The sequence below is a fragment of the Nocardioides renjunii genome, assembly GCF_034661175.1.
GTDB lineage: Bacteria > Actinomycetota > Actinomycetes > Propionibacteriales > Nocardioidaceae > Nocardioides > Nocardioides renjunii.
Genome location: NZ_CP141058.1, coordinates 2,924,645 through 2,947,823 on the forward strand (window position 1 = coordinate 2,924,645; position 23,179 = coordinate 2,947,823).

A 23,179-nucleotide genomic window follows, 5' to 3' on the forward strand; every position below is an offset into this window, starting at 1 on the left:
ATCCCAGCCGGTCCGGCGCTCGACCACAAATCTCCCGCAACCGAACGGGGGTCCACGACGTCTCCCGGTCATGACCACGCCGTCCGTCGAGCCGCTGGAGCTGCCCGCGCGGCTCACCGCTCCCCCGCGCCTGACGCAGCGCCACCCGTGGCTGCTCCCCGTCGCCGTGGCCACGCACCGGACGCGGAGACGTACGCGCTGGGTGCGCGACGCGTGGTCGGGCCGGGTCGTGTGGGCGACGCAGCACACCGGCTCCGACCTGCCGGTGCGGGTGAAGCAGCACGGCTCGCTGCTCCTGCGCGAGCTCGACCCGGACCGGATGCACCTGCAGCACAACAAGGTCACGAACCTGCGCCTGGCGGCCGCGCGGGTGGACGGCCTCGTCGTCGCGCCCGGCCAGACCTTCTCGTTCAACAAGGTGGTCGGCAACTGCACGCGGCGCAAGGGCTACCTCGACGGGATGAGGCTCTCGGACGGCTCGGCCGACGCAGGCGTCGGCGGCGGCATCTGCCAGCTCGCCAACCTCGTGCACTGGATGGTGCTGCACTCGCCGCTCACCGTCGTGGAGCGTTCGGAGCACTCCTTCGACCCGTTCCCGGACCAGGGCCGGATGCTGCCGTGGGGCGTGGGCTGCTCGATCGTCTACAACTACGTCGACCTGGTCGTGCGCAACGACACCGACCGCCCCTTCCAGCTCCGCGCGTGGGTGGGCGATCGCTACCTGCACGGCCAGCTGCGCACCGACGAGCCCCCCGGGCTCCGCTACACGGTGGAGGCGCGCGACGAGCAGTTCCTGCGCCGCGACGGCCGGGTCTTCCGGCGCAACCAGGTGTGGCGACGGGTGATCGACCGCCGCACCGGCGAGCAGGTCGGCGAGGAGCTGGTGAAGCGCAACTGCGCGCTGGTCGTCTACGAGCCCGGACCGGGCGTCGAGGTCCTCGAGCTGGACTGAGCCCGGCTCACCGGCCCCCCACCACGCCCCGCACCACACCGCGCAGCACGGTGCACGCGGGGGTCCGGAGCACGGACAGGTCCTCGACCGGGTTGCGGTCGTAGACGACGAAGTCCGCCGACGCGCCCTCCTCGAGGCCGTCCACCCCGAGCCACTCCCGCGCTCGCCAGCTGGCGGCACCCAGCGCGTCGCGGGCCGGCATCCCGATCCGGACCAGGGCCTCGACCTCCCCGGCGATGTTGCCGTGGCGGCTGATGCCGCCGCCGTCGGAGCCGGCGTAGATCGGCACCCCGGCCTCGTGGGCGGCCATGATCGTGGCGGGCATCCGGGCGTAGAGGTCGGTCATCGTCGCGGCGTAGGCCGGGAACCGCTCGGCACCGGCCGCCGCGTGCTCGGGGAACTTGTCCAGCTGCATCACCGTGGGCACCAACCGGGTGCCGTGCTCCACCATGGCGTCGATCAGGTCCTCGGTGAGGCCGGTGCCGTGCTCGATGCAGTCGATGCCGGCCTCGATCAGCCCGGGCAGCACGCCGTGGCCGAAGCAGTGGGCGGTGACCTTCGCGCCCTCCGCGTGGGCCGCCGCGATGGCGTCGGCGAAGGCCTCGGCGGGGAAGGACGGGGCCAGGTCGCCCTCGTCGCGGGAGATCCAGTCGCCGACCAGCTTGATCCAGCCGTCGCCGTTGCGCGCCTCCTGCGCCGCGTACGTCGCCAGCTCGGCGGGCTCGACCTCGTGGGCGTAGCCGCGGATGTAGCGCCGGGTGGCGGCGATGTGGCGGCCGCACCGGATCAGCCGGGGCAGGTCGTCGCGGTCCTGGATCCACCGCGTGTCGGCCGCCGAGCCGGCGTCGCGGATGAGCAGGGCCCCTCCGTCACGGTCGGCGATGGCCTGCTGCTCGGTGGCCGCGTCGTCGGTGGCTCCGAAGTCGTCGAGGCCGAGGTGGCAGTGCGCGTCGACGAGCCCGGGCACGATCCAGCCCTCCGCCACCGTCTCGGCGCCGGGCTGCGGCTCGTGGGTGATGCGGCCCTCGACGACGTAGAGGTCGCGGGCCTCGCCGTCGGGCAGGACCGGTCCGCGGAAGCGCTGGGCGGGCTCGTGGGGCATGGATCCGACCCTAGCGACGGTGGGCCGTGGACGGTCGGGTCGGACGGGCGAGGGCGGACGGGCGCGGGCGGACAGGACCGTGGCCCGACCCCGCACGGGTCGGGCCACGGACGTGGGCGCGACAGCGGTCAGGGGCGGGTGCGCCTGCCGAAGCCGTAGCGGAACAGCGGGTCGTAGTCGGCGTCGCCGACGTTGATCGGCTCCTGCTCCACCGATCGGGGCCACGACACCGGGAGGCGGCCGGTGAACGGCTTGCGACCGAAGAGCACGTCGCTGACGCCCCTGCCCTCGCTGCCCGGCAGCCAGGAGGCCACCAGCGCGTCGATGCGGCGGAGCAGGTCGGGCTCGATCACCATCGGACGGCCGGAGACCACGAGCACCGTGCAGGTGGCGGCGCGGTCGCAGACGGTGCGTACGGCCTCCTGGTCGGCCGCGGAGAGCCGCATCGTCTGCTCGGGACGCGGGACGCCGTTGTCGGCCGGGTCGTAGGCCCACTCCGGTCCACCGACGTCGCCGAACCCCTCGGCGTAGGGCGTCTCCCCCACGACGACGACGCCGTCGGCGCCGCGCGGCACCCGGGCGGAGGCGTCCTCGCTGAAGGTCACCGGCCGGGTGGCCTGCGCCTCGATCGCGTCGAGCACCGTGTCGCCGGGGATGACGTTGCTCGAGCCGCCCTGCCAGGTCAGCGTCCAGCCGCCGGCCTGGTTGCCGATGTTGTCGGCGTTGCTCCCGGCGACGTAGACGCGCGACTCGTGCGACGACAGCGGGAGCGTACGGCCCTCGTTGCGGAGCAGGACCTGGGACTGGGCGACGGCGTCGCGGGCGACCGCGCGGTGGGCCGGGCTCCCGATCGTGTCGATGAGCGAGCGGTCGGTCAGCGGCTTCTCGAAGAGGCCGAGCTCGAACTTGGCGGTCAGGATGCGGGAGACGGCGTCGTCGATGCGCTCCTCGGTGACCCGGCCGTCCTCGACGACCTGCGTCAGCGTGGTGATGAGCTCGCGGAACGCCGGCTCGGTGCCCGAGCCGGGCTCCATGAACATGTCGACGCCGGCGTTGACCGACGCGGTGACCTGGGTGGCCAGGTCGCCGGGGATCTGGTGGATGGCGCGCCAGTCGGAGATCACGAAGCCCTCGAAGCCCATCTCGCCCTTGAGGACGTCGGTGAGGAGCTCCTCGTGCGCGTGCATCTTCAGCGGGTTGCCGATCCCGTCCTCGGTCCAGTCGACGCTGGAGAAGGACGGCATCACGCTGCCGACGTGGTGCCGGTCGATCGCGGCCGGGTAGGGCGACAGGGCCAGGCGCCGGAACTCGCGCCTGTTGACCCGGCTGATGCCCTGGTCCAGGGTGTAGTCACCCTCCCCGGTGTCCCAGTCGGTGAGCCCGTCGCCGGCGAAGTGCTTGGCGGTGGCCAGCACCCGGTCCGGCTGGTCGAGCTGTCCGGGCTCGCCCTGGAGGCCGTCGATCACGGTCGCCAGGCTCTCGACCAGGCGCGGGTCCTCGCCGAACGACTCGTAGGTGCGGCCCCAGCGGTCGTCGCGGGCCACGCACAGGCAGGGCGCGAAGTTCCACTGCGGGCCGGAGGCCCGGGTCTCGATCGCGGTGATGTGCCCGATCTCCTCGAGCAGCGCCGGGTTGCGGGTGGCGCCGAGCCCGATGTTGTGCGGGAAGACGGTGGCGCCGAGGAGGTTGCCGTGCCCGTGCACCGCGTCGACGCCGTAGATCAGGGGGATGCCGAGTCGCGTCTCGAGCGCCGCCTGCTGGAACCTGTCCACGGTGTCGGCCCATGCCTCGGCGGTGTTGGGCGTCGGCACGGAGCCGCCGCCCGACAGGACGCTGCCGAGCCCGAGCTCGGTGATGGTCGTGGGGTCGGCGGCGACGTCGGCCCGCTCGGCCTGCGCCATCTGGCCGATCTTCTCGGCGAGGGTCATCCGCCCGAGGAGGTCGCGCACCCGCCGGCGGGTCGGCAGGGTCGCGTCCTGGTAGGGCAGCAGCTCGGCGCCCGCCTCGGCGAGCCGGACGCCGGTGGCTCCGGCGGACGCGCCGGTCGGTGGTGCGGTGGCGCCGGAGGGGACGCTGCCGAGCAGGCCGGCGGCGAGCGTCACCGTCGCGAGCGCGGCGACGACGCCGCGGCCGTGAGGTGTACGACGGGGTCGTCCGGATGGACGTGGACGGTGCTGTGCCATGGGGTGCTCCCTTGCCCGAGTCGAGAGCGTCGAGGTGACGCCCGTCACATCGGAACGTAGGAAGCCGCTAAAGTGCGCGTCAATGCCGAAAAGACGGCGTCCCGGCCCTCTTTCGTCCGGAGCCCGCAGGAAGGGGTGGCCGTGCCCGCACACCCGGTCCGCACCCGCGGCGGCTCGCTCGACGACCTCCGCCGGGCCAACCGCCGGACCGTCCTCGGCCATCTCGTGACGGAGGGCCCGCAGAGCCGCGCGCAGCTGGCCCGCGCGAGCGGCCTGTCCGCCTCCACCGTCTCCAGCCTGGTCACCGAGCTGCTCGAGGCCGGTCACGTCCGCGAGACCACCGTCGGCCGCGCCCACAAGGGCGGCTCCGGCCGGCCGCCCCTGTTGGTCGAGCTCGCCACTCCCCCCGGCGGCGTGGTGGGCGTCGACATCGGCCACGGGCACGTCCGGGTCGCCGCCGCCGGGCCGACGGGGGACGTCCTGGCCGAGTCCGTGCGCCGCGTCGACGTCGATGCCGCCGGACCCGCGACGCTCGACCTGGCGGCCGCGATGATCCGCTCCACGCTGGCCGACGCCGGACTGGACCCGAGCCAGGTGCACGCCGCCGGCATGTGCGTGCCGGCACCGATCGACCGGGAGACCAGCATGGTGAGCACCGGCATCCTCCCGGGCTGGCGCGGCATCAACCCCGCCGCCGAGCTCGGGCGCCGGATCGAGGCGCCGGTCATCGTCGACAACGACGCCAACCTCGGCGCCCTGGCCGAGGTCCGCCACGGGGCGGCCCGCGGCCACCACGACGTGGTCTACGTCAAGCTCGCCAGCGGCGTGGGCTCCGGGCTGGTCCTCGGGGGACGGGTGCACCGCGGTGCCACCGGCATGGCGGGCGAGCTCGGCCACGTGCAGATCGGCGAGGACGGGGAGGTGTGCCGCTGCGGCAACCGGGGGTGCCTGGAGACGCGGGTCTCGGCCCGGCGCCTCCTGCACGTCCTGCAGCCGGCCCACGACGAGGACCTCACCATCGCCCGCGTGCTGGAGCTCGAGGCGACCGGCGACGCCGGCGTACGCCGCGTGCTGTCCGACGCGGGCGCCACGATCGGCCGGGCGCTGGCCGACCTCAGCAACCACCTCAACCCCTCGATGGTGGTCATCGGCGGGCCGCTCGGCGGTGCCGCCTCGGTCGTCGAGGGCGTACGCCGCGCGGTGGACCGCTACGCGCAGCCCGCCACCGCCGCGGCTCTGCAGGTGTGCCCCGGCCGCCTGGGTGAGCGCGCGGAGGTGGTCGGTGCCGTGACGATGGCCGTCGCGATGGTCACCGCCGGCGACTGACCGGCTCCGCTCAGATGCGGTCCAGCAGCCAGGAGGGGCTGAGCACCTGCGCCGGGGACACGTTGGCGGCCAGCGCGCGGTCCGCGGTCACCACGACCACGTGGGCACCTCGCCCGGCCGCGCGGCTCGCCTGCGACCGGATCTCGGCGTCGCCGTCGCGCGCCGCGTGCACGGTGGTGACGTGGGCGTCGCGGCCGGCCCTCACGCCCGCCTTGGCCTGGCCCTCGAGGACCAGCACCACCTCGTCGTACGACGTGTCGCCCACCAGCAGCCGCTCGTGCAGGCGACGGGCCGCGCCGGCGCGGTCCTTCCACCAGCCGTCGGGAACGGAGCCGACGACGTTGGCGCCGTCGACGACCAGGACCGAGCTCACTTGAGGAACTGGGAGAAGTCCTTCGGGAGGTTGAGCTGCTCGGCGGCCTTCTCGTAGTCGATGTCCGCGCCGTCGGGGTTGCCGAACGGGTTGGCCGCCTTCTCGCTCGCGGCGGCCTTCTCGGCCGCCTTCTGCTGGGCCGCCTTCGCCGGGTTGCCGGAGACCCGCTTCTTGCCCTTCTTGGCCTTGGCCTGCGCCGGCTGACGACCGCCGGAGCGCTTGCCGCCGCCGAGGCCCGGCATCCCGGGCATGCCGGGCATCCCGGGCACGCCGCCGCCGCGGGCCATCTGCTCCATCATCTTGCGCGCCTCGAAGAAGCGGTCGACGAGCTGGTTGACGTCGCTGACCTGGCGCCCCGAGCCCTTGGCGATGCGGGCGCGGCGCGAGCCGTCGATGATCTTGGGGTTCTCCCGCTCGGCGGGGGTCATCGACTGGATGATCGCCTGGATGCGGTCGATCTCGCGCTCGTCGAAGTTCTCGAGCTGGTCGCGGAACTGCCCCATGCCCGGGAGCATCCCCATGATCTTGGTCATCGAGCCGAGCTTGCGGATCTGCATCATCTGCTGGAGGAAGTCCTCCAGCGTGAAGCCGCCCTTGGTGCCGAGCTTCTCCGCGGCCTTCATGGCCTGCTCGGAGTCGAAGGCCTTCTCCGCCTGCTCGATCAGGGTGAGCATGTCGCCCATGTCGAGGATGCGCGAGGCCATCCGGTCGGGGTGGAAGAGGTCGAAGTCGGTCATCTTCTCGCCGCTCGAGGCGAACATGACCGGCTTGCCGGTGATCGAGCGGATCGAGAGCGCCGCACCGCCGCGGGCGTCGCCGTCGAGCTTGGTGAGCACGACGCCGTCGTAGCCGACGCCGTCGAGGAAGGCCTGCGCGGTGGTGACCGCGTCCTGGCCGATCATCGCGTCGACGACGAAGAGCACCTCGTCGGGCTGCACGGCGTCGCGGATGTCGGCGGCCTGCTGCATGAGCGTCTCGTCGACACCGAGCCGGCCGGCGGTGTCGATGATCACCACGTCGTGGAGCCGGCGCCTGGCCTCCTCGATGGAGGCCCGTGCGACGTCCACCGGGTTGCCGGTGCCGTTGCCCGGCTCGGGGGCGAAGACCGGGACGCCGACGCGCTCACCGTTGACCTGGAGCTGCTGGACGGCGTTGGGCCGCTGGAGGTCGGCCGCGACGAGCAGCGGCGTCTTGTCCTGGTCCTTGAGCCACAGCGCGAGCTTGGCGGCGAGGGTCGTCTTGCCGGCGCCCTGGAGGCCGGCCAGCATGATCACGGTGGGGCCGGACTTGGCGTAGCGCAGCCGCCGGGTCTCGCCGCCGAGGATGGTGACGAGCTCGTCGTGGACGATCTTGATGATCTGCTGCGCGGGGTTGAGGGCGCCGCTGACCTCCTCGGAGCGGGCCCGCTCCTTCACCGCACCGACGAACTCCTTGACGACCGGCAGCGCGACGTCGGCCTCGAGCAGCGCGATGCGGATCTCGCGCGCGGTGGCGTCGATGTCGGCCTCGGAGAGCCGGCCCTTGCCGCGGAGGTTCTTGAAGGTGTCGGCAAGGCGGTCGGAGAGTGTGGCGAACACGGTGTGGGTCTGTCCCTCGCATCGGTGGCTGAGTCAGGGCTGTCGTCAGAGGTGGAGTCAGGGGTGGAGTCAGGGGTGGTACGACGACCAAGACTAACGGCCCGACCCCGCCCGGACAGCCTCGACGGCCACACGGGGCGGAGCGCGGCTCAGCCGCCGAGCGCGGTGCGGACGGCGTGGGCCGCGGCCGCCGCCCTCTCCTCCGAGGGGCGCACCCCGCCCACCTCCTGGACGTAGAACACGTCGACCGCCTGCGGGCCCAGCGTCGAGACGTGCGCGGAGGCGACGGTGAGCCCGAGCCCGGCCAGGGTGGTGAGCACCCGGTGGACGACGCCGGGACGGTCGGAGGTGCGGATCTCGAGCACGAGCGAGGCGCGCGATGCGTCCGGTCGGACCTCCACGATCGGCGGCAGCTCGTCCTCCCGCCGGGGCGGGAGGTCGGGCAGCTGCTGGGTGCCCTCGACCACCCGGCGGATCCGCTCGCGCACCACGGCGGGATCGAGGTAGGCGTCGGGAACCTCCCACGCGCTGACGCCCCACTCCCCCTCGCCGTCGACCTGCGACCAGGCGCGGGCGGCGTGCACCGGCACCCGCATGGCGGCGAGCCCGCCCGCGACGGCGGCGAGCAGCCCCACGCGGTCGGCGGCGATGACCGTGACGGTCGCGCCCACCTCGTGCGGGGTGATCTCGACCGACACCGCCCCGGCCTCGCGGCGTACGACGTCCGGCACGGGCAGCGACTCGACGGGGACGACGTGGGTGATCTCGGCGCCGAGCGCGTGCCCGGCGCGCGACACGAGACGGTCGACCAGCGAGGCGCGCCACGAGGTCCACGCGGCGGGCGACGCCGCCCGCGCGTCGGCCTCGGTGAGGGCGCGCAGGAGCTCCAGGCTCGCGGCGTCGGGCACGTGCGTGAGCAGCTCCGCGGTGGTCGCCGGGTCGTCCGGGTCGCGCGTGGTCGCGAGGTCGGCCAGCAGGAGGTGCCAGCGCACGAGGGACGCCACCACCTCGGAGTCGAGGTCGGTGAAGCCCATCCGGGCGACGACCTTGCGGGCCACCGGCTCCCCGGCGACCGAGTGGTCGTGGAGCGAGCCCTTGCCGATGTCGTGGAGCAGTGCCGCGACCAGCAGGAGGTCGGGCCGCCGGACGCCCCGGATCAGCGCGCCCGCCTCGGCGCAGGTCTCGACCACGTGGCGGTCGACGGTGAAGCGGTGGATTGCCGAGGCGTGGGGCAGCAGGCGGATCTGCTCCCACTCGGGGAGGAAGGTGGCGATGCCCTCCACCTCGTCGAGGGTCTCCCACACGGGCAGCAGGGCGGGACCGCTGGCGAGCAGCCGGACCAGGGCGTCGCGCGCGGGCGCCGGCCATGGCGCCGGGAGCTCGGCGCCCTCGCGGACCAGCCGGGCGGCGGTCGTGGGCGCCAGCACGGCGTTGCGGCCGGCCGCCTCCGCGGCGGCCCGCAGCAGCAGCGTCGGGTCGTCACCGGGCCGGGTGCCTGCGTCCAGCACGACCTCGCCGCGCGAGAGGGCGATGCCGGGGGCGACACGTTCGAGGGCGGGCGTGCGACGCCCCTTCTCCCCCGTCGGGCGGACCAGCACCGCGTCGGTGCGCCGCCACGCCAGCCGCGAGAGGTGGCCGATCCGGCGGCCCAGGGAGCGCACGTGGCGCTGGGCGGCCTCGGCGTCGGCCAGGTCCAGCCGCTCGGCCAGCGGACCCCACATCTCCGGGGCGATCCGGTCGCTGGGCCGCCCGGCGAGGTCGTGCACCTCGTCGCGGACGTCGAGCAGCATCAGGCGCGCGGTCTCGAGCGCGGGCGTCGAGGCGTCCACCAGCCAGCTGGCCTCGATGGCCCTGAGCACGCCGGCGTCGCGGAGGCCGCCCTCGGCCTCCTTCACGTCGGGCACCGCCACGTGCGCGAGCTCGCCGGTGACGCCGTGGCGCTTGCGGGTCATCGCCTGGAGGTCCGGCAGCCGGGTGCGGGCCTGACGCCGCCAGTCGGCCAGCATGGTCGTGCGCAGCCGCAGGCTCAGGCCTGGGTCGCCGGCGAGGTGCCGCGCGTCGAGCAGGCCGAGCGCCACCCGGAGGTCGGCCGCGGCCTCGAGCACCTCGCTCATCGAGCGCACCGAGTGGTCGAGGCGGCGCCCGGAGTCCCACAGCGGGTACCACAGCGTGCTGCCCAGCTCACCGATCTCGACGTCGTCGTCGTGCACGAGCACCACGTCGAGGTCGGAGTGCGGGGCGAGCTCGGCGCGTCCGTAGCCGCCGACGGCGACCAGGGCCACCCCGGCGGCGGGCCCGCCGGAGGCGGCGTACGCCTCGCGGCAGAGCTCGTCGGCCGAGGTGGCCCTGGTCTGTCGTCCTGCTGCGCTCACGCGGCTGGTCCCGAGACGAGCACCATCAGAGCGCGGACGCGTCCTGCTCGCCGGTGCGGACCCTCACGACGGTCTCGACCGGGCTGACCCACACCTTGCCGTCGCCGATGCGACCGGTCTGCGCGGTCTTGACGATGATCCCGACGACGTCGTCGGAGTCGGCGTCGTCGACGACGATCTCGATGCGGATCTTGGGCACGAGCGCGATGTCGTACTCGGCACCGCGGTAGACCTCGGTGTGGCCCTTCTGACGGCCGTAGCCGCTCACCTCGGACACCGTCATCCCGGCGACGCCGAAGGTCTCGAGCGCCTCGCGGACGTCCTCCCACTTGTGCGGCTTGATGACCGCGGTCACGAGCTTCATGCGCTGGCTCCTTCAGTCTTGGTGGTCGTCGCGGCCGGGACGGTGGAGGCAGCGAGGACGCTGCTGCTGCCGCCGCTGGTGCCGCTGTGCAGGTCGTAGGCCGACTCGCCGTGGGCGACGAGGTCGATGCCGTTGACCTCGTCCTCCTCGTCGAGGCGCAGGCCGATCGTGTACTTGATGGCCAGGGCGATGACGGCGGTGAGGACACCGGAGTAGACGACGGCCACCAGGACACCGAGGGTCTGGTCGCCCAGCGAGCCGAACCCGCCGCCGTTGATGAGCCCGTCGACGCCGCCGGCGCCCTCAGCGGTGGAGAAGACACCGATGAGCAGGGTGCCGATGACGCCACCGACGAGGTGCACGCCGACCACGTCGAGGGAGTCGTCGTAGCCGAGCTTGTACTTCAGGCCGACGGCCCAGGCGCAGACCGCGCCGGCCACGGCGCCGATGGCCACCGCGCCGCCGATGTCGACGGCACCCGCGGCGGGGGTGATCGCGACCAGGCCGGCGACGATGCCGGAGGCCGCACCGAGCGAGGTGGCCTTGCCGTGCAGGAGGCGCTCGATGAGCAGCCAGCCGAGGATCGCGGCGAAGGTGGCCAGGGTGGTGTTGGCGAAGGTGCGGCCGGTCTCGGAGTAGAACTGCGAGAGGAAGGCGTCGGGGTCCTCGTCGAAGGTGGTGCCGAAGACGATCGAGCCGACGTTGAAGCCGTACCAGCCGAGCCAGAGCATGCCCGCGCCGAGCATGGTGAGGGTGAGGTTGTGCGGGCGCATCTGCTCGCGCGGCCAGCCGATGCGCTTGCCGAGCAGGAGGACCAGCACGAGGGCCGCGACGCCGGCGTTGATGTGGACGGCCGTGCCGCCCGCGTAGTCCTGGGCACCGATGCGGCCGCAGATGAGCGAGTCGTCGGTGCAGCTGAAGACCATGTGGGCCATCGGGAAGTAGACGATGACCGCCCACAGCGGGAGGAAGACCAGCCAGGCGGAGAACTTGAGCCGGTCGGCCACCGCGCCGCTGATCAGCGCGGCGGTGATGATCGCGAACGTCATCTGGAACATGACGTAGATGTAGTTGTCGGTGGTGACACCGTCGAGCCACAGCAGCTCGAACGGGTTGGCGAAGAAGGTGCCGTCCCCGCCGAAGCCCATCGACCACCCGACGGCGACGTACAGGATGCCGACGATGGCGGCCGCGATGAACGACATCATCATCATGTTGAGCACGGACTTCGACCGTGACATGCCGCCGTAGAACAGGGCCAGTGCGGGCACCGTCATCATCAGGACGAAGGCAGTCGCCACCAGCATGAAGGCGTAATAGCCGTCCACAGAACCTCCAGGAAACGTACGGGTGCGGTCCGCCTGGGCCATGACGCCGGTGTCATGCAGGGGTCCACTCGTTCGTCGGAAGCCTGCGGCGAGGAGGTTTCGCGGGGCCGCGACGGATGTTGCGCGCAGGCAACGGAATCGGCCGTCGTGTTACGGGTGTGTGAACAGGTCGGCCCGCGAGCCCGCCTTGTTAGGGTTCGGCCGTGTCCAGACTGGCCGTGATGGCGCACTACGACGTCGCCGGGGAGCTGCGACCGCACGTGCGTGGGCAGGTGGAGGCGCTGGCCGCCTCGGTGGACACCCTGCTGGTCTGCACGACCGCGCAGCTGCAGGACTCCGCCCGCGCCTGGCTGTCCGAGCGCGCGGTGGTGGTCGAGCGCGCCAACTACGGCTACGACTTCTTCAGCTACAAGGTCGGCCTCGACGCGGCCGGCGACCTCACGGCGTACGACGAGGTGGTGGTGTGCAACGACACCTACGTCTTCGCCCTCGACTCCTACGCGCCGGTGTTCGCGGAGATGGACACCCGGCCGTGCGACTTCTGGGGGCTCACGGGCGCCGAGCGCGTCGCGCCGCACATCCAGTCGTTCTTCATCGCCTTCCGGCCCTGGGTGGTGGGCTCGCGGGCCTTCACCACCTTCTGGGAGGAGATGGAGCCGATCTCCAAGCGGCGCCAGGTGATCCGCCGCTACGAGGTCGGCATGTCGCGACGGCTCTACGAGGCCGGGTTCATCTCCGACACCTACTTCGTGGAGACCAGCGAGGACCGGCGCATCGCCCGGGAGCGGATGCGGTGGTGGGCGGCGCACCGCTCGCACTTCCCCCGCACCCGCGCCGAGGTCCGCGAGTGGCGCGAGCGCGCCAACGAGCCGTGGAACCCGGCGCGGAGCCTGGCCGACCGGGTCCTCGACAACGCGCGGCTGCCCTACGTCAAGATCGACACCCTGCGCTACGACCCCTACAACCTCGACGCCAAGCGGCTCCTCGAGCTGTGCGAGCGGCGCTTCCCCGAGCGCTTCGCCGGCGTGCGGGAGTTCCTCGAGGAGACCGCGCAGTACTACCCCCTGCGCGACACCGAGCGGCTGCTGCCGACCCCGCTGGCCCTCGAGCCGCTGTTCCCCCGCGTGAGGTACTCCGATGCGCGGTGAGCGTCGCCACCAGGTGAGGCTCGACGACGCGACCGAGGTCCTGGTCGCGTCCGGGCTGGTCGACACCGACTACGTCGCCGCCCAGCTCGGCACGACGTTCGCCACGGTGCAGGAGGCGGCGCGTGCCGCCGTGGCCGCCGGTGACGTCTCCCCGCACCCGCTCTTCGAGGCGCAGTGGATCGGCCGGCGGCGCTCGTGGCAGCGCCTGGGCCAGCACCCGGTGCTCTGGTACGTCTCCGAGCGGCGCCGCCGCAACCGGATCTCGCCGCACCCGCTGGTCGACCCGCGGATCATCTTCGCGGCCTACCCCGAGGCCCGGCACCACCCCTACGGCGCGCTGTCCTACTGGCTCTCGGTCTCCGGCGGCGGTACGCCGCTGCCCACCCGCACCCTGCCGCGGAAGGTGTCCTGGGCGACCTACCGCGCCGCCGCGATCGCCGCGGCCGCCGACTGGCGCGCGGAGGTGGTCCTCGAGCGGCCCGAGCTCGTCGGCCCCACCCCCGCCCTGCCGGATCGGCTCACCACCTCCCCCGCCGTGACGGTCGTGATGTCGGCCCAGGACGCCGGCCCCCTGGTCCACCAGACCGTCGCGTCGCTGCAGGCGCAGACCCTCACCGACTGGCACCTCGTCGCGGTCGACCGCGGCTCCCTCGACGACACCGCCGCCGTCCTCCAGGGCGTCGCCGCCTTCGACGACCGGGTCACCGTGGTCCGCGAGGGCCGGTGCGGGCACGCCCAAGCGCTCAACGTCGCCCTCGAGCACAGCACCGCCGAACACGTCGCCTTCCTGCCGCTGGGCCGCGAGTGGCTGCCGGAGATGCTCGAGGAGCTCCTCGCCCACGCGCACCACTCCGGCTCCTCCGCCGTGCTGGCGGGCGTCGGGGCGGTGGGCCGTTCCCGGCTCGAGCTCGTCGGCGGCCGCCCGGTCGACCTGGCCACCGCCCTGCTGAGGCGGGCGGCCATCAAGGACGTCGGCGGCTTCGACGAGACCCTCGGCGCGTCGGTCGAGCGCGACCTGCTGCTGCGGCTCACGCGCGACCAGGAGCCGCTGCCGGTCGACGTACCCGTGCTCCGGCGGCCCGACCCGGTCCCCCACGGCTTCGGCGACGACTGGCGCTCCGCCGTCCTCGAGCGCCAGCTCGTCGACTGGGACGCCGCCGCGGCGCGCAAGACCTCCGAGGACCTCGTCAGCCACGTGCTGCCGGTGGGTCCCGAGCCTCGACGCACCGTCGAGTGGCTCAGCTCGGTGCCCCGCGACGGCTCGGAGCTGATCCTCGTCGGCGTCCGGCTGCGCCGCGCGCACCACGTGCTGGCCGCCAGCGTCGCCGCGGTCATCGCCGGGGCGCGCTTCGTCTCCGTCCCCGCCACCGTGTCGATGTCGGCGGCCCTCAACGCCGGCATCGCGCAGGCCGCCGGCAGCACCGTGCTGCTGGTCCGGCCCGAGGCGATGCCGCCGCGGCAGCCGATCGCCGAGCGCCTCGCCGAGGTGGTGCGCCAGCCGGACGTCGCGACGGCGCAGCCGCTGGTCGTCGACCTCGACGGCGTCGTCCTGAGTGCCGGCGCGCGCTTCAGCCGCGGCAACCCGCACCCGGAGCTGTTCCTGGCCGGCCTGCCCACCAGCGACGCCGTACGCATCGGGCAGAGCACCGTGGCCGCCCCCGCCGCACCCCTGGTGGCGCTGCGCACCGACACCGCCGTGGCGCTGCGCGGGGTCAGCCCGCGATTCCACTCCGTGCTCGCCGAGACCGACCTCGGGCTCCGGGCCGAGCGGGCCGGCCTCGGCCGGTCGGTGGTCGTGCCCGACACGGTCATCACCTCCCGCACCCCCTACGCCGGCGACGAGGAGCTGATCGGGGCGATGGGCTCGCTGCGTGCGTCCGTCGAGTCGCTGCCCGACGGCGTGCCCGGGGCGCACGACGACCGGGCCCCCGACCTGCTGCTCCGCGCCGGGCTCGAGGTGACCGACCAGCGCAACCGCCGGGTCTCGGGCGACCCCGAGGACCGCACGGCCCCCTCCGTGCTGGTGCCCGAGCTGGTCGTACGCCCCGTCGACGGCATCCGCGAGTCCCCGCCCCGCCTGCGGTGGGCTGTCGACATCGCCGCGCCGGCCGCCCAGCGCGGTGACCGGTGGGGCGACACCTACTTCGCCCGCTCGCTGGCCGACGCGCTCGAGCGCCGCGGGCAGCACGTGGCCATCGACCGCCGCGACGCCCGTGAGCGCGACTCACGCGACTTCGACGACGTGCTCCTCGTGCTGCGCGGCCTCGACCGGGTCACGCCGCGTCCGGGGCTCCTCAACGTCGAGTGGATCATCAGCCACCCCGACATGATCGCGCCCGAGGAGGTCGCCGGGTTCGACCTCGTCTACGCCGCGAGCACCACCTGGTCGGCGCGGATGACCAGGGAGTGGGGCACTCCCATCCAGCCGCTGCTGCAGTGCACCGACACCCGGTGGTTCCACCCCGACCGCGCGGAGCCCGACACCGGTCCGGCCCTGCTCTTCGTCGGCAACTCGCGCGGCGTCTACCGCTATGCCGTGCGCAGCGCGCTCGCGATCGGTGCGGACCTCACCCTCCACGGCAACGACTGGACCGAGTTCGTCGAGCGCGACCAGATCGCGTCCGGTGGCGTCGCCAACGAGGAGGTCGGCGTCCTCTACGCCTCGGCCGGCATCGTCCTCAACGACCACCACCTCGACATGCGCCGCGACAGCTTCGCCTCCAACCGGCTCTTCGACGCCGCGGCGTGCGGTGCCCGGATCCTCAGCGACCGCATCGACGGCCTGGAGGAGACCTTCTCCGGGCTGGTGCTCCCCTTCGACAACGAGCACGAGCTCGCCCGGCTCGTGCAGCCGCCCTACGACGCCTTCCCCGACAACGAGACCCGCCGCCGCATCGCGACGCGGATCATCGCCGAGCACAGCTTCGACAAGCGCGCCGAGACGCTGATCGACGACGCCGTACGCCTCCTCCTCGCCCGCCGCTGAGCCAGGGCCGGGCGCCTCACACGTGTCCGAGATGTGGCCCTCGATCGAGGTCGCCCCGGGGCCGCGCCTGGGACACGTGTCCGAGATGTGCCCCTCGACCGAGGTCAGCCGGGGCCGCGTCGCGGACACGTGTCCGACTTCTGGCCCTCGCCCGAGGTCGCCCGGGGCAACATCTCGGACACGTGTCCGGCCCGCGGAGCAGCCGAGCGCCCAGCCCCTCAGCCCAGGAGCGCGTCGACGAAGGCGGCGGGGTCGAAGGGGGCCATGTCGTCGGGACCCTCGCCGAGGCCGACGAGCTTGACGGGTACGCCGAGCTCGCGCTGCACCTGCACGACGATGCCGCCCTTGGCGGACCCGTCGAGCTTGGTGAGGACGATGCCGGTGACGTCGACGATCTCGCTGAACACCCGGGCCTGGATCAGGCCGTTCTGGCCGGTGGTGGCGTCGAGCACCAGCAGCACCTCGGTGACCGGGGCCTGCTTCTCGATCACGCGCTTGACCTTGCCGAGCTCGTCCATCAGGCCGGCCTTGTTCTGCAGGCGGCCGGCGGTGTCGACCAGGACGGTGTCGATGCCGTTCTCCGTGCCGTGCTTGACCGCCTCGAACGCGACGCTGGCGGGGTCGCCGCCCTCGGGGCCGCGCACCACCTCGACGCCCACACGCTCGCCCCAGGTCGCGAGCTGGTCGACAGCGGCGGCGCGGAAGGTGTCGGCCGCACCGAGGGTCACCGTGAGGTCCTCGGCGACGAGGATGCGGGCGATCTTGCCGACCGTGGTGGTCTTGCCGGCGCCGTTGACTCCCACGACCAGCACGACGCCGGGCCGGCCGTCGGTGCCGGTCACCTGGACGCGGCGGTCCATGTCGGTGCCGACGAGCTCGATCAGCTCCTCGCGCAGCACCGCCCGGGTGTCCAGCGCCTGGCCGCCATCCACCCGCAGCCGGGTGCGCAGCCGCTCGACCAACGCCTGCGTGGGGGCGACGCCGACGTCGGCGGTGAGGAGCGTGTCCTCGATCGCCTCCCACGTGTCCTCGTCGAGCCGGTCACGGCTCAGCAGCGCCAGCAGGCCCTTGCCCAGGCCGCCCTGCGAGCGCGACAGCCGCTGCCGCAGGCGCACCAGCCGCGAGGCCGTGCTCTCCGGCTTCTCGATCGCCGGGGGCTCCTCGACGAGGGTCCCAGTGGTGTCGACCGCGGGCTCCGGTGGCGCCTCGGTGGCGACGTCGGTGTCGCTCGGGGGCGGGACGATGACGTCCGTGCCGCCGGCCGGCGGCTGGACGCCACGGCGTCGCCCGGAGGTCAGCAGCCCGGCGAGCGTGATGACGCCGACGACCGCGATGCCGATGATCAGATAGAGCCAGTCACCCATGGCGCCATCCTTTCAGAGGCGCGTGAGGCGCTGCAGCCGGGTGATCACCCGGTGCCGTCGCCGCGGCGTGACCTCCTCGAGCCGGGCTCGCAGGGCGTCGCGCGTGGCCGCGAGGCGGTCACCGCGGGCGCGGGCCCGCTCGAACCTGTCCTGCACGTGCGCCAGCTCGGCCAGCAGGGCGTCGAGGGCCGCGGTCAGCCCCGACGCGGACGCACCGGCCACCATCGGGGCGGCCGTCCCCCGCCCCGGACCCGCGATCCAGACGACCTCGTGCGGCATCAGCCTGAACCACCGCACGGCCGCCTCGCCCAGGAGCGCGGGCGGGGTCACCCGGACCGACGAGAGTCCGGCGGCCGAGAGCCGGTCGTCGAAGTCGTCGCCGTACCAGCGCACGTGGTCGCGCTGGCCGAAGCGGCGCTCGCACTCCTCCGGCGAGCACCCGAGGTCCTCCTCCGTCGCGACACCGACCTTGATCGGGACCTCGAGCAGCGCGATCCCCCGAGGACTCAGCACGCGGGCGACCTCGCGCATCGCCGCGCCGTCGTCGGGCACGTGCTCGAGGACGTGGTAGCAGACGAGCAGGTCGACGGAGCCGTCGCGCAGCGGCAGCCGGTCGATGCTGGCCAGGGCGTCGACCTCGCGGGCGTCGTAGCCGGCGTCGAGGCTGATCCGCCTCCGCGCCCCCAGCCGCTCGAGCAGGCGCGTCGACTGCTTCGACGGCGCGATCTCGACCACCAGGTCGAGGTCGCGCAGGCGCGGAGCGAGCGTCCCGAGCAGGAGGGAGAGGAACCGGTGCCGCTCCAGGCTGCCGCACCGCGGGCACGTCGCCCCGGGACGCCCGTCGGGGCCGGGGCGGAACGGCCGGTGCACCATCGCGTCGCACGCGGCGCAGTAGCTCACCGGGACCTGCGGTCGTGAACCGGTCACGTCGGCAGGCTAGTGGCACCGCCCCTCCAGCGGCGGTGCCGCGCCGAGGTCGCCACGAGGCGGAGGCCGCGTCACGAGCGGCTCACTGACGGCTCACTGACGGCTCACTGCCGGCTCTCGCTGTCCTCCAGCGTCGGGAGCGTGTCGACGCCCTTGCGCATCGCGCTGCCGAGCTGCGGCGCGACGGGCATCTCCTCGCCACGGTGGGGGTAGGCGACGTAGACGGCCACGGCAGCGGCGACGAGCACGCCGATGGTCATCATCACAACGATCGCGAGCACGGGGATCCTCCGAGGTGGTCCGGGCAGGTGGTTCGAGCAGGGACCTCCACCGTGACACACCCCGACCGCCGGACCGGCACCGGCGAGGGACCTCGGCGCGTCGCCGTGGCGGGTGTCACGCCTCCCGCAGCAGCGGTACGACGGCCGCGCGGACGACGTCGGGCATCGGGACCACCGGCCGGTCCCCGGCGCCGCGGGAGTTGTCGACGTAGACGTGGACGAAGCGCCCCTCCGCCGCCGCCTCGTCGGACGACCCCTGGAACAACCCGATCCGGTAGACGACCGAGCTGGTGCCGACCTTGTCCACGACCAGGCCCATCTCGACGGGCTCCGGGAAGCCGATCTCGCGGAAGTAGCGGCACCCGGTCTCGGCGACCACCCCGATCTGGGGCAGGGCACGGACGTCGACGCCGGTCGCCTCGTAGAGGTGGGCGTTGACCGCGGTGTCGAACAGCTCGTAGTAGGTGGCGTTGTTGAGGTGTCCGTAGGCGTCGTCGTCGCGCCAGCGGGTGGTGGCGGTGCGCCAGGCGACGTAGTCGGCCCGGGTCGGCAGCTCAGGGGGCATGCCGCGCATCCTCCCAGCCGGGTCGGCGGGCCCGAGCAGGTGGCCGGACCGGTCAGGTGGCCGGACCGAGCAGGCGGCCGCACCGAGCAGGTGGCTCAGCGCGACTCGAAGGCCAGCCGGAGGCCGAGGGCGGCGAAGGCGGCGGCGAAGAAGCCCTGGATGCGCTCGACGAGCCGGGGCCGCGCCAGCACGCGCTCGCGCAGCAGCCCGGCGCAGACGCCGTAGGCCGCGAAGACGAGGAACGTCAGCGCCATGAAGACCAGGCTCAGCACGAGCATCCGGCCGGTGGCGTGGGGGGTGGACGCCGGGACGAACTGGGGCAGGAACGCGAAGAAGAACAGCGTCAGCTTGGGGTTGAGCAGGTTGAGGGTGATCCCGGACGCCATGACGCTCCAGGTGGAGCCGGGGCGCTCGTCCGTGCCGGTGATCGGCTCGCGACGGTGCCGCCAGGTGCTCCACGCCATCCAGAGCAGGTAGGCCACGCCGAGGTACTTCAGCACCGCGAAGGCCACGCCGCTGGCGTGCAGCACCGCCGCCAGCCCGGTGAGCGCCGCGACGAGGTGCGGCACCGTGCCCACGGTGCAGGCCAGCGCCGCGACGACCGCGGCCTTCGGTCCGCGGCCGAGACCGGCCGCGATGGTGAAGACGGCGCCGGTGCCGGGCGTGGCGACGATGACCAGCGCGGTGGCGAGGAAGGCCCAGGACATGGAGCCATGCTGCCAGAGCTCAGGCCGTCGTGGCGCGCTCCAGCCGCTGCGAGATCACCGCGGAGACGCCGTCGCCACGCATGGTGACGCCGTAGAGCGCGTCGCCGACCTCCATCGTCCGCTTCTGGTGCGTGATCACGAGGAGCTGGGAGTTCTCGCGCAGCTCCTCGTAGATCTGCAGCAGGCGGCCCAGGTTGGTGTCGTCGAGCGCGGCCTCGACCTCGTCGAGGATGTAGAACGGCGACGGCCTCGCCTTGAAGAGGGCGACCAGGAAGGCGACCGCGACCAGCGAGCGCTCGCCACCGGAGAGCAGCGAGAGGCGCTTGACCTTCTTGCCGGGCGGGCGGGCCTCGACCTCGACACCGGTCGCCAGCATGTCGCCGGGGTCGGTGAGCACGAGCCGTCCCTCGCCGCCGGGGAACAGCCGGGCGAAGGTCTGGTCGAAGGCCTTCTCGACGTCGGCGTAGGCCTCGGTGAAGACCTGCTCCACACGGGCGTCGACCTCGCGGACGATGTCGAGGAGGTCCTTGCGGGTGCGCTTGAGGTCCTCGAGCTGCTCGGTGAGGAACTTGTGGCGCTCCTCCATCGCGGAGAACTCCTCGAGCGCGAGCGGGTTGACCCGACCGAGCATCGACAGCGCCCGCTCGGCGCTGCGCAGCCGCTTGACCTGCTCCTCGCGGACGAACGGCGCCGGCTCGGGCGCCTCCTCGCCCTCGGGCACCTCGCCGCTGAACGGGACGGGGTTGGCCGGGCCGTAGTCAGCGACCAGGCCGTCGGGGTCGAGCCCCAGCTCCTCGAGCGCGCGCTCCTCCAGCTGCTCGATGCGCATCCGCTGCTGGGTGCGGGCCATCTCGTCGCGGTGCACGGAGCTGACCAGCTCGTCGTGCTCACGGCCGAGGTCGCGCAGCCGGGTGCGCACCGTCATCAGGCGCTGCTCGCTCCCCTGACGCGACTCCTCCACCGCGGCGCGCTCGTCGGCGGCCAGCATCACGGAGCGCTCGAGCTGGTGCAGCACCACGCGGACGGCGACGGCGACCGCCCGGGCGGCACGTCCCTCGCGGAGCAGCCGCTCCCGGCGCTCGGCGGCGCGGGCGCGGGACTCACGCTCGGCCTGGGCGGCGCGGAGCAGCGAGTCGGCGCGGCCGTGCAGCGCGCGGGCGCGCTCCTCGGCGGTGCGCAGGGCGAGGCGCGCGTCCATCTCGCCCTGACGGGCCTCGCGGGCGGCGTCGGCGAGCTTCTCCCGGTCGGAGGTGTCGGGCTCCTCGTCGGTCACGTCCTGAGCCGCCGCGAGCCGGGCCTCGAGCTCGGCGAGGCCGGCGAGGTCGGCCTCGCGCGCCTCGCGCGCCGTCACGATGGCCCGCTCGAGCCGGTCGGCCTCCCCCTTGGCGGCTCGCGCCTGGGACCCGTGCTGGCCGAGCTCCTCGGCCACCGCGGCCAGGGTGGCGTCGGACTCGTGCAGCTTGGCGAGGGCCACGTCGACCCGCTTGAGGGCGTCGTGGCGCGCCGCCTCGAGGCGGGAGATCTCGAAGCCGAGCCGCTCGGTGGCGGCCGTCGCGTCGGCCAGCATCGTCGTGGCCTCGTCGACCGCGGCCTGCACCTCGATGAGGCTCGGCTGGCTGCTGGAGCCACCGGCCGCGAAGTGGGAGCCGAGGACGTCACCCTCACGGGTCACGGCCACCACGTCGGGCAGCTCGGCGACCAGCTGCCGGGCGGCGGCGAGGTCGTCGACCACGGCGACCCGGTGCAGCAGACGCACCAGCGCGGGGCGTACGTCGTCGGGCGCGGCGACCACGTCGACGGCGTACGTCGCGCCGTCGGGCAGGCCGGGCCAGTCGCGGTCGCCGGCCGGGGCTCCACCCAGCACCAGCCCGGCTCGGCCGAGGTCGTCGTCCTTGAGGTGCGTGATCGCCGCGACGGCGGCGTGGGCGTCGGTGACGACGACGGCGTCGGCGGCCGTGCCGAGCGCGGCCGCGACGGCGGTCTCGAAGCCGTGGTCGACTCCGAGCAGCGCGGCGACCGAGCCGAGCAGTCCGTCGACGCTGTCGGTGGCGGCGAGCAGGGCGCCCGCGCCGTCCTTGCGGTTGAGGCCGATCTCCAGGGCGTCGCGGCGAGCGACCAGGCCGGCGCGCTCGCGGTCGGCGCGCTGGGCGTCCTCGCGCGCCCGGGCGAGCTGCTCCTCGACGTCGTCGAGGACCGCCACGGCCTCCTCGTGCTCGGAGTCGAGACCCTCCTCACCCGCGTCGAGGCCGGCGACCTTGGTCTCCAGCGCCAGGAAGTCGCGCTGGGCGCGCTCGGCGCGGGTGGCGGCGTCCTCGCGGGCGTCGGTGAGGCGGCGGATCTCGGCGTCGGCGGCCTCGGCGCGGGACGTGAGGGCGTTGACCTGGCCGGTGAGCCGGGCCAGCCCCTCCCGCCTGTCGGCGGCAGCGCGCTGGAGGCCGGCGATGCGCTTGTCCTCCTGCGCGGCGGCCTCCTCGGCGGCGCGCCGGGCGACGACGGCGGCGTCGAGGGCGGCGCGCTGCTGCTCGACCTGCTCGGCGATCTCCGCCTCCTGCCGGCGGACCCGGCCGGCCTGCTCCTCGAGCTCGTCGGGGTCGCGCCCGGAGTCGACGGTGTCGCCCTCGGCGGCCCCCGCGGCGTTGCGGATCCGTTCGTCGGCGAGCGACGCGGTCCCGCGGAGCCGTTCCTTGAGCCCGGACAGCGCGAACCACGTCTCCTGGGCGGCCGCGAGCCGCGGCAGGTCGTCGCGCAGCGCCGCCTCGAGCCGCGACTCCTCCTCACGGCCCGCCGCGATCTCGGCCTCCACCTGCTCGCGGCGCTCGAGCAGCACCGACTCGTCGGCGAGCTCGGTCTCGAGCGCGGTGCGGGCGGTGACGAGGTCGTCGGCGAGCAGGCGGGCGCGGGCGTCCCGCACGTCGGCCTGGACCGTCTGGGCCTGGCGCGCGACCTCCGCCTGGCGCCCGAGCGGCTTGAGCTGGCGGCGGATCTCGGAGAGCAGGTCGGCCAGCCGGGTCAGGTTGCCGTCGGTGGCGTCGAGCTTGCGGAGCGCCTTCTCCTTGCGCTTGCGGTGCTTGAGCACCCCCGCGGCCTCCTCGATGAAGCCGCGTCGGTCCTCGGGGGTGGCGTGGAGGATCGAGTCGAGCTGGCCCTGGCCGACGATCACGTGCATCTCGCGGCCGATGCCGGAGTCGCTGAGCAGCTCCTGCACGTCGAGCAGCCGGCAGGACTGCCCGTTGATGGCGTACTCCGAGCCGCCGTTGCGGAACATCGTCCGGCTGATCGTGACCTCGGCGTAGTCGATCGGCAGGGCGCCGTCGGAGTTGTCGATGGTCAGCTGCACCTCGGCGCGGCCCAGCGGCGGCCGGCCGGACGTCCCGGCGAAGATGACGTCCTCCATCTTTCCGCCGCGCAGGCTCTTCGCGCCCTGCTCACCCATGACCCAGGCGAGCGCGTCGACGACGTTGGACTTGCCCGACCCGTTGGGCCCGACGATGCAGGTGATGCCCGGCTCGAGCTGCAAGGTGGTCGAGGACGCGAAGGACTTGAACCCCTTGAGGGTCAGGCTCTTCAGGTACAACGCGTGCTCCTCACCGGGTCAGGCCAACTCCCACCGCCACGTGGGTCACT

17 protein-coding genes are annotated in these 23,179 nt (G+C 73.7%); 4 read left to right on the top strand and 13 right to left on the bottom strand.

What is annotated here, in order from left to right:
- Nucleotides 1–70 precede the first annotated feature (70 nt).
- Nucleotides 71–952, top strand: coding sequence for a VanW family protein (locus tag SHK17_RS13965; RefSeq protein ID WP_322919619.1), 882 nt, complete (start codon nt 71–73; stop codon nt 950–952).
- Between the two features lie 7 nt (nt 953–959).
- Here SHK17_RS13965 and SHK17_RS13970 read toward each other — a convergent pair whose 3' ends face one another.
- Together SHK17_RS13970 and SHK17_RS13975 are read right to left on the bottom strand one after the other, a co-directional pair.
- The gene (locus tag SHK17_RS13970; protein WP_322919620.1) at nt 960–2,054 is read right to left on the bottom strand and encodes an amidohydrolase family protein; all 1,095 of its coding nucleotides are present in this window, start codon (nt 2,052–2,054) and stop codon (nt 960–962) included.
- Nucleotides 2,055–2,182: 128 nt separating this feature from the next.
- Nucleotides 2,183–4,237: a glycoside hydrolase family 3 protein gene (locus tag SHK17_RS13975; protein ID WP_322919621.1), complete on the bottom strand. Its 2,055-nt coding sequence runs from the start codon at nt 4,235–4,237 to the stop codon at nt 2,183–2,185.
- Between the two features lie 141 nt (nt 4,238–4,378).
- Between SHK17_RS13975 and SHK17_RS13980 the strand changes: the two genes are divergently transcribed.
- Nucleotides 4,379–5,563 (top strand): ROK family protein, encoded by a 1,185-nt coding sequence (locus SHK17_RS13980; protein ID WP_172264671.1) that lies wholly within the window; start codon nt 4,379–4,381, stop codon nt 5,561–5,563.
- A gap of 10 nt (nt 5,564–5,573) precedes the next feature.
- Here the strand turns inward: SHK17_RS13980 and SHK17_RS13985 are convergent, their stop codons facing one another.
- The 5 genes from SHK17_RS13985 to SHK17_RS14005 all read right to left on the bottom strand — a co-directional run bounded on the left by SHK17_RS13985 (nt 5,574) and on the right by SHK17_RS14005 (nt 11,577).
- Entirely contained in the window at nt 5,574–5,936 is a 363-nt protein-coding gene (locus SHK17_RS13985) for a hypothetical protein (protein ID WP_172264674.1), read from the bottom strand.
- Nucleotides 5,933–7,513: a signal recognition particle protein gene (ffh, locus tag SHK17_RS13990; protein WP_172264677.1), complete on the bottom strand. Its 1,581-nt coding sequence runs from the start codon at nt 7,511–7,513 to the stop codon at nt 5,933–5,935. The genes SHK17_RS13985 and ffh overlap by 4 nt, the downstream gene beginning before the upstream one ends.
- Before the next feature lie 149 nt (nt 7,514–7,662).
- Nucleotides 7,663–9,885, bottom strand: coding sequence for a [protein-PII] uridylyltransferase (locus SHK17_RS13995; protein WP_322919623.1), 2,223 nt, complete (start codon nt 9,883–9,885; stop codon nt 7,663–7,665).
- A gap of 25 nt (nt 9,886–9,910) precedes the next feature.
- Nucleotides 9,911–10,249: a P-II family nitrogen regulator gene (locus tag SHK17_RS14000; protein WP_135840769.1), complete on the bottom strand. Its 339-nt coding sequence runs from the start codon at nt 10,247–10,249 to the stop codon at nt 9,911–9,913.
- A complete protein-coding gene (locus SHK17_RS14005) occupies nt 10,246–11,577 on the bottom strand; it encodes an ammonium transporter (RefSeq protein WP_322425563.1) in 1,332 nt (443 codons plus the stop codon). The genes SHK17_RS14000 and SHK17_RS14005 overlap by 4 nt, the downstream gene beginning before the upstream one ends.
- A 203-nt stretch (nt 11,578–11,780) precedes the next feature.
- Here SHK17_RS14005 and SHK17_RS14010 point away from each other — a divergent pair, with 203 nt between their 5' ends.
- Both SHK17_RS14010 and SHK17_RS14015 read left to right on the top strand, forming a co-directional pair.
- The gene (locus SHK17_RS14010; protein WP_172264684.1) at nt 11,781–12,725 is read left to right on the top strand and encodes a rhamnan synthesis F family protein; all 945 of its coding nucleotides are present in this window, start codon (nt 11,781–11,783) and stop codon (nt 12,723–12,725) included.
- Entirely contained in the window at nt 12,715–15,711 is a 2,997-nt protein-coding gene (locus SHK17_RS14015) for a glycosyltransferase (RefSeq protein WP_322919624.1), read from the top strand. Before SHK17_RS14010 ends, SHK17_RS14015 begins: the two co-directional genes overlap by 11 nt.
- Nucleotides 15,712–15,929: 218 nt before the next feature.
- On the opposite strand, the gene ftsY is transcribed toward SHK17_RS14015, so the two are convergent.
- From ftsY to smc, 6 genes are all read right to left on the bottom strand, one after another.
- Complete coding sequence (gene ftsY, locus SHK17_RS14020) at nt 15,930–17,075, bottom strand: signal recognition particle-docking protein FtsY (RefSeq protein WP_322425565.1); 1,146 nt, start codon at nt 17,073–17,075, stop codon at nt 15,930–15,932.
- A 12-nt stretch (nt 17,076–17,087) separates the two neighbouring features.
- On the bottom strand, nt 17,088–18,002 hold the full coding sequence (locus SHK17_RS14025) for a methyltransferase domain-containing protein (protein WP_322425566.1): 915 nt from the start codon (nt 18,000–18,002) through the stop codon (nt 17,088–17,090).
- A gap of 104 nt (nt 18,003–18,106) precedes the next feature.
- The gene (locus SHK17_RS14030; RefSeq protein ID WP_172264693.1) at nt 18,107–18,283 is read right to left on the bottom strand and encodes a hypothetical protein; all 177 of its coding nucleotides are present in this window, start codon (nt 18,281–18,283) and stop codon (nt 18,107–18,109) included.
- 115 nt (nt 18,284–18,398) lie between these two features.
- Complete coding sequence (locus SHK17_RS14035; RefSeq protein ID WP_172264695.1) at nt 18,399–18,848, bottom strand: acyl-CoA thioesterase; 450 nt, start codon at nt 18,846–18,848, stop codon at nt 18,399–18,401.
- Between the two features lie 95 nt (nt 18,849–18,943).
- On the bottom strand, nt 18,944–19,555 hold the full coding sequence (locus tag SHK17_RS14040) for a LysE family translocator (RefSeq protein ID WP_322919626.1): 612 nt from the start codon (nt 19,553–19,555) through the stop codon (nt 18,944–18,946).
- A gap of 19 nt (nt 19,556–19,574) precedes the next feature.
- Nucleotides 19,575–23,129, bottom strand: a complete 3,555-nt coding sequence (gene smc, locus SHK17_RS14045) for a chromosome segregation protein SMC (RefSeq protein ID WP_322919627.1) — start codon at nt 23,127–23,129, stop codon at nt 19,575–19,577.
- Between the last annotated feature and the right edge of the window lie 50 nt (nt 23,130–23,179).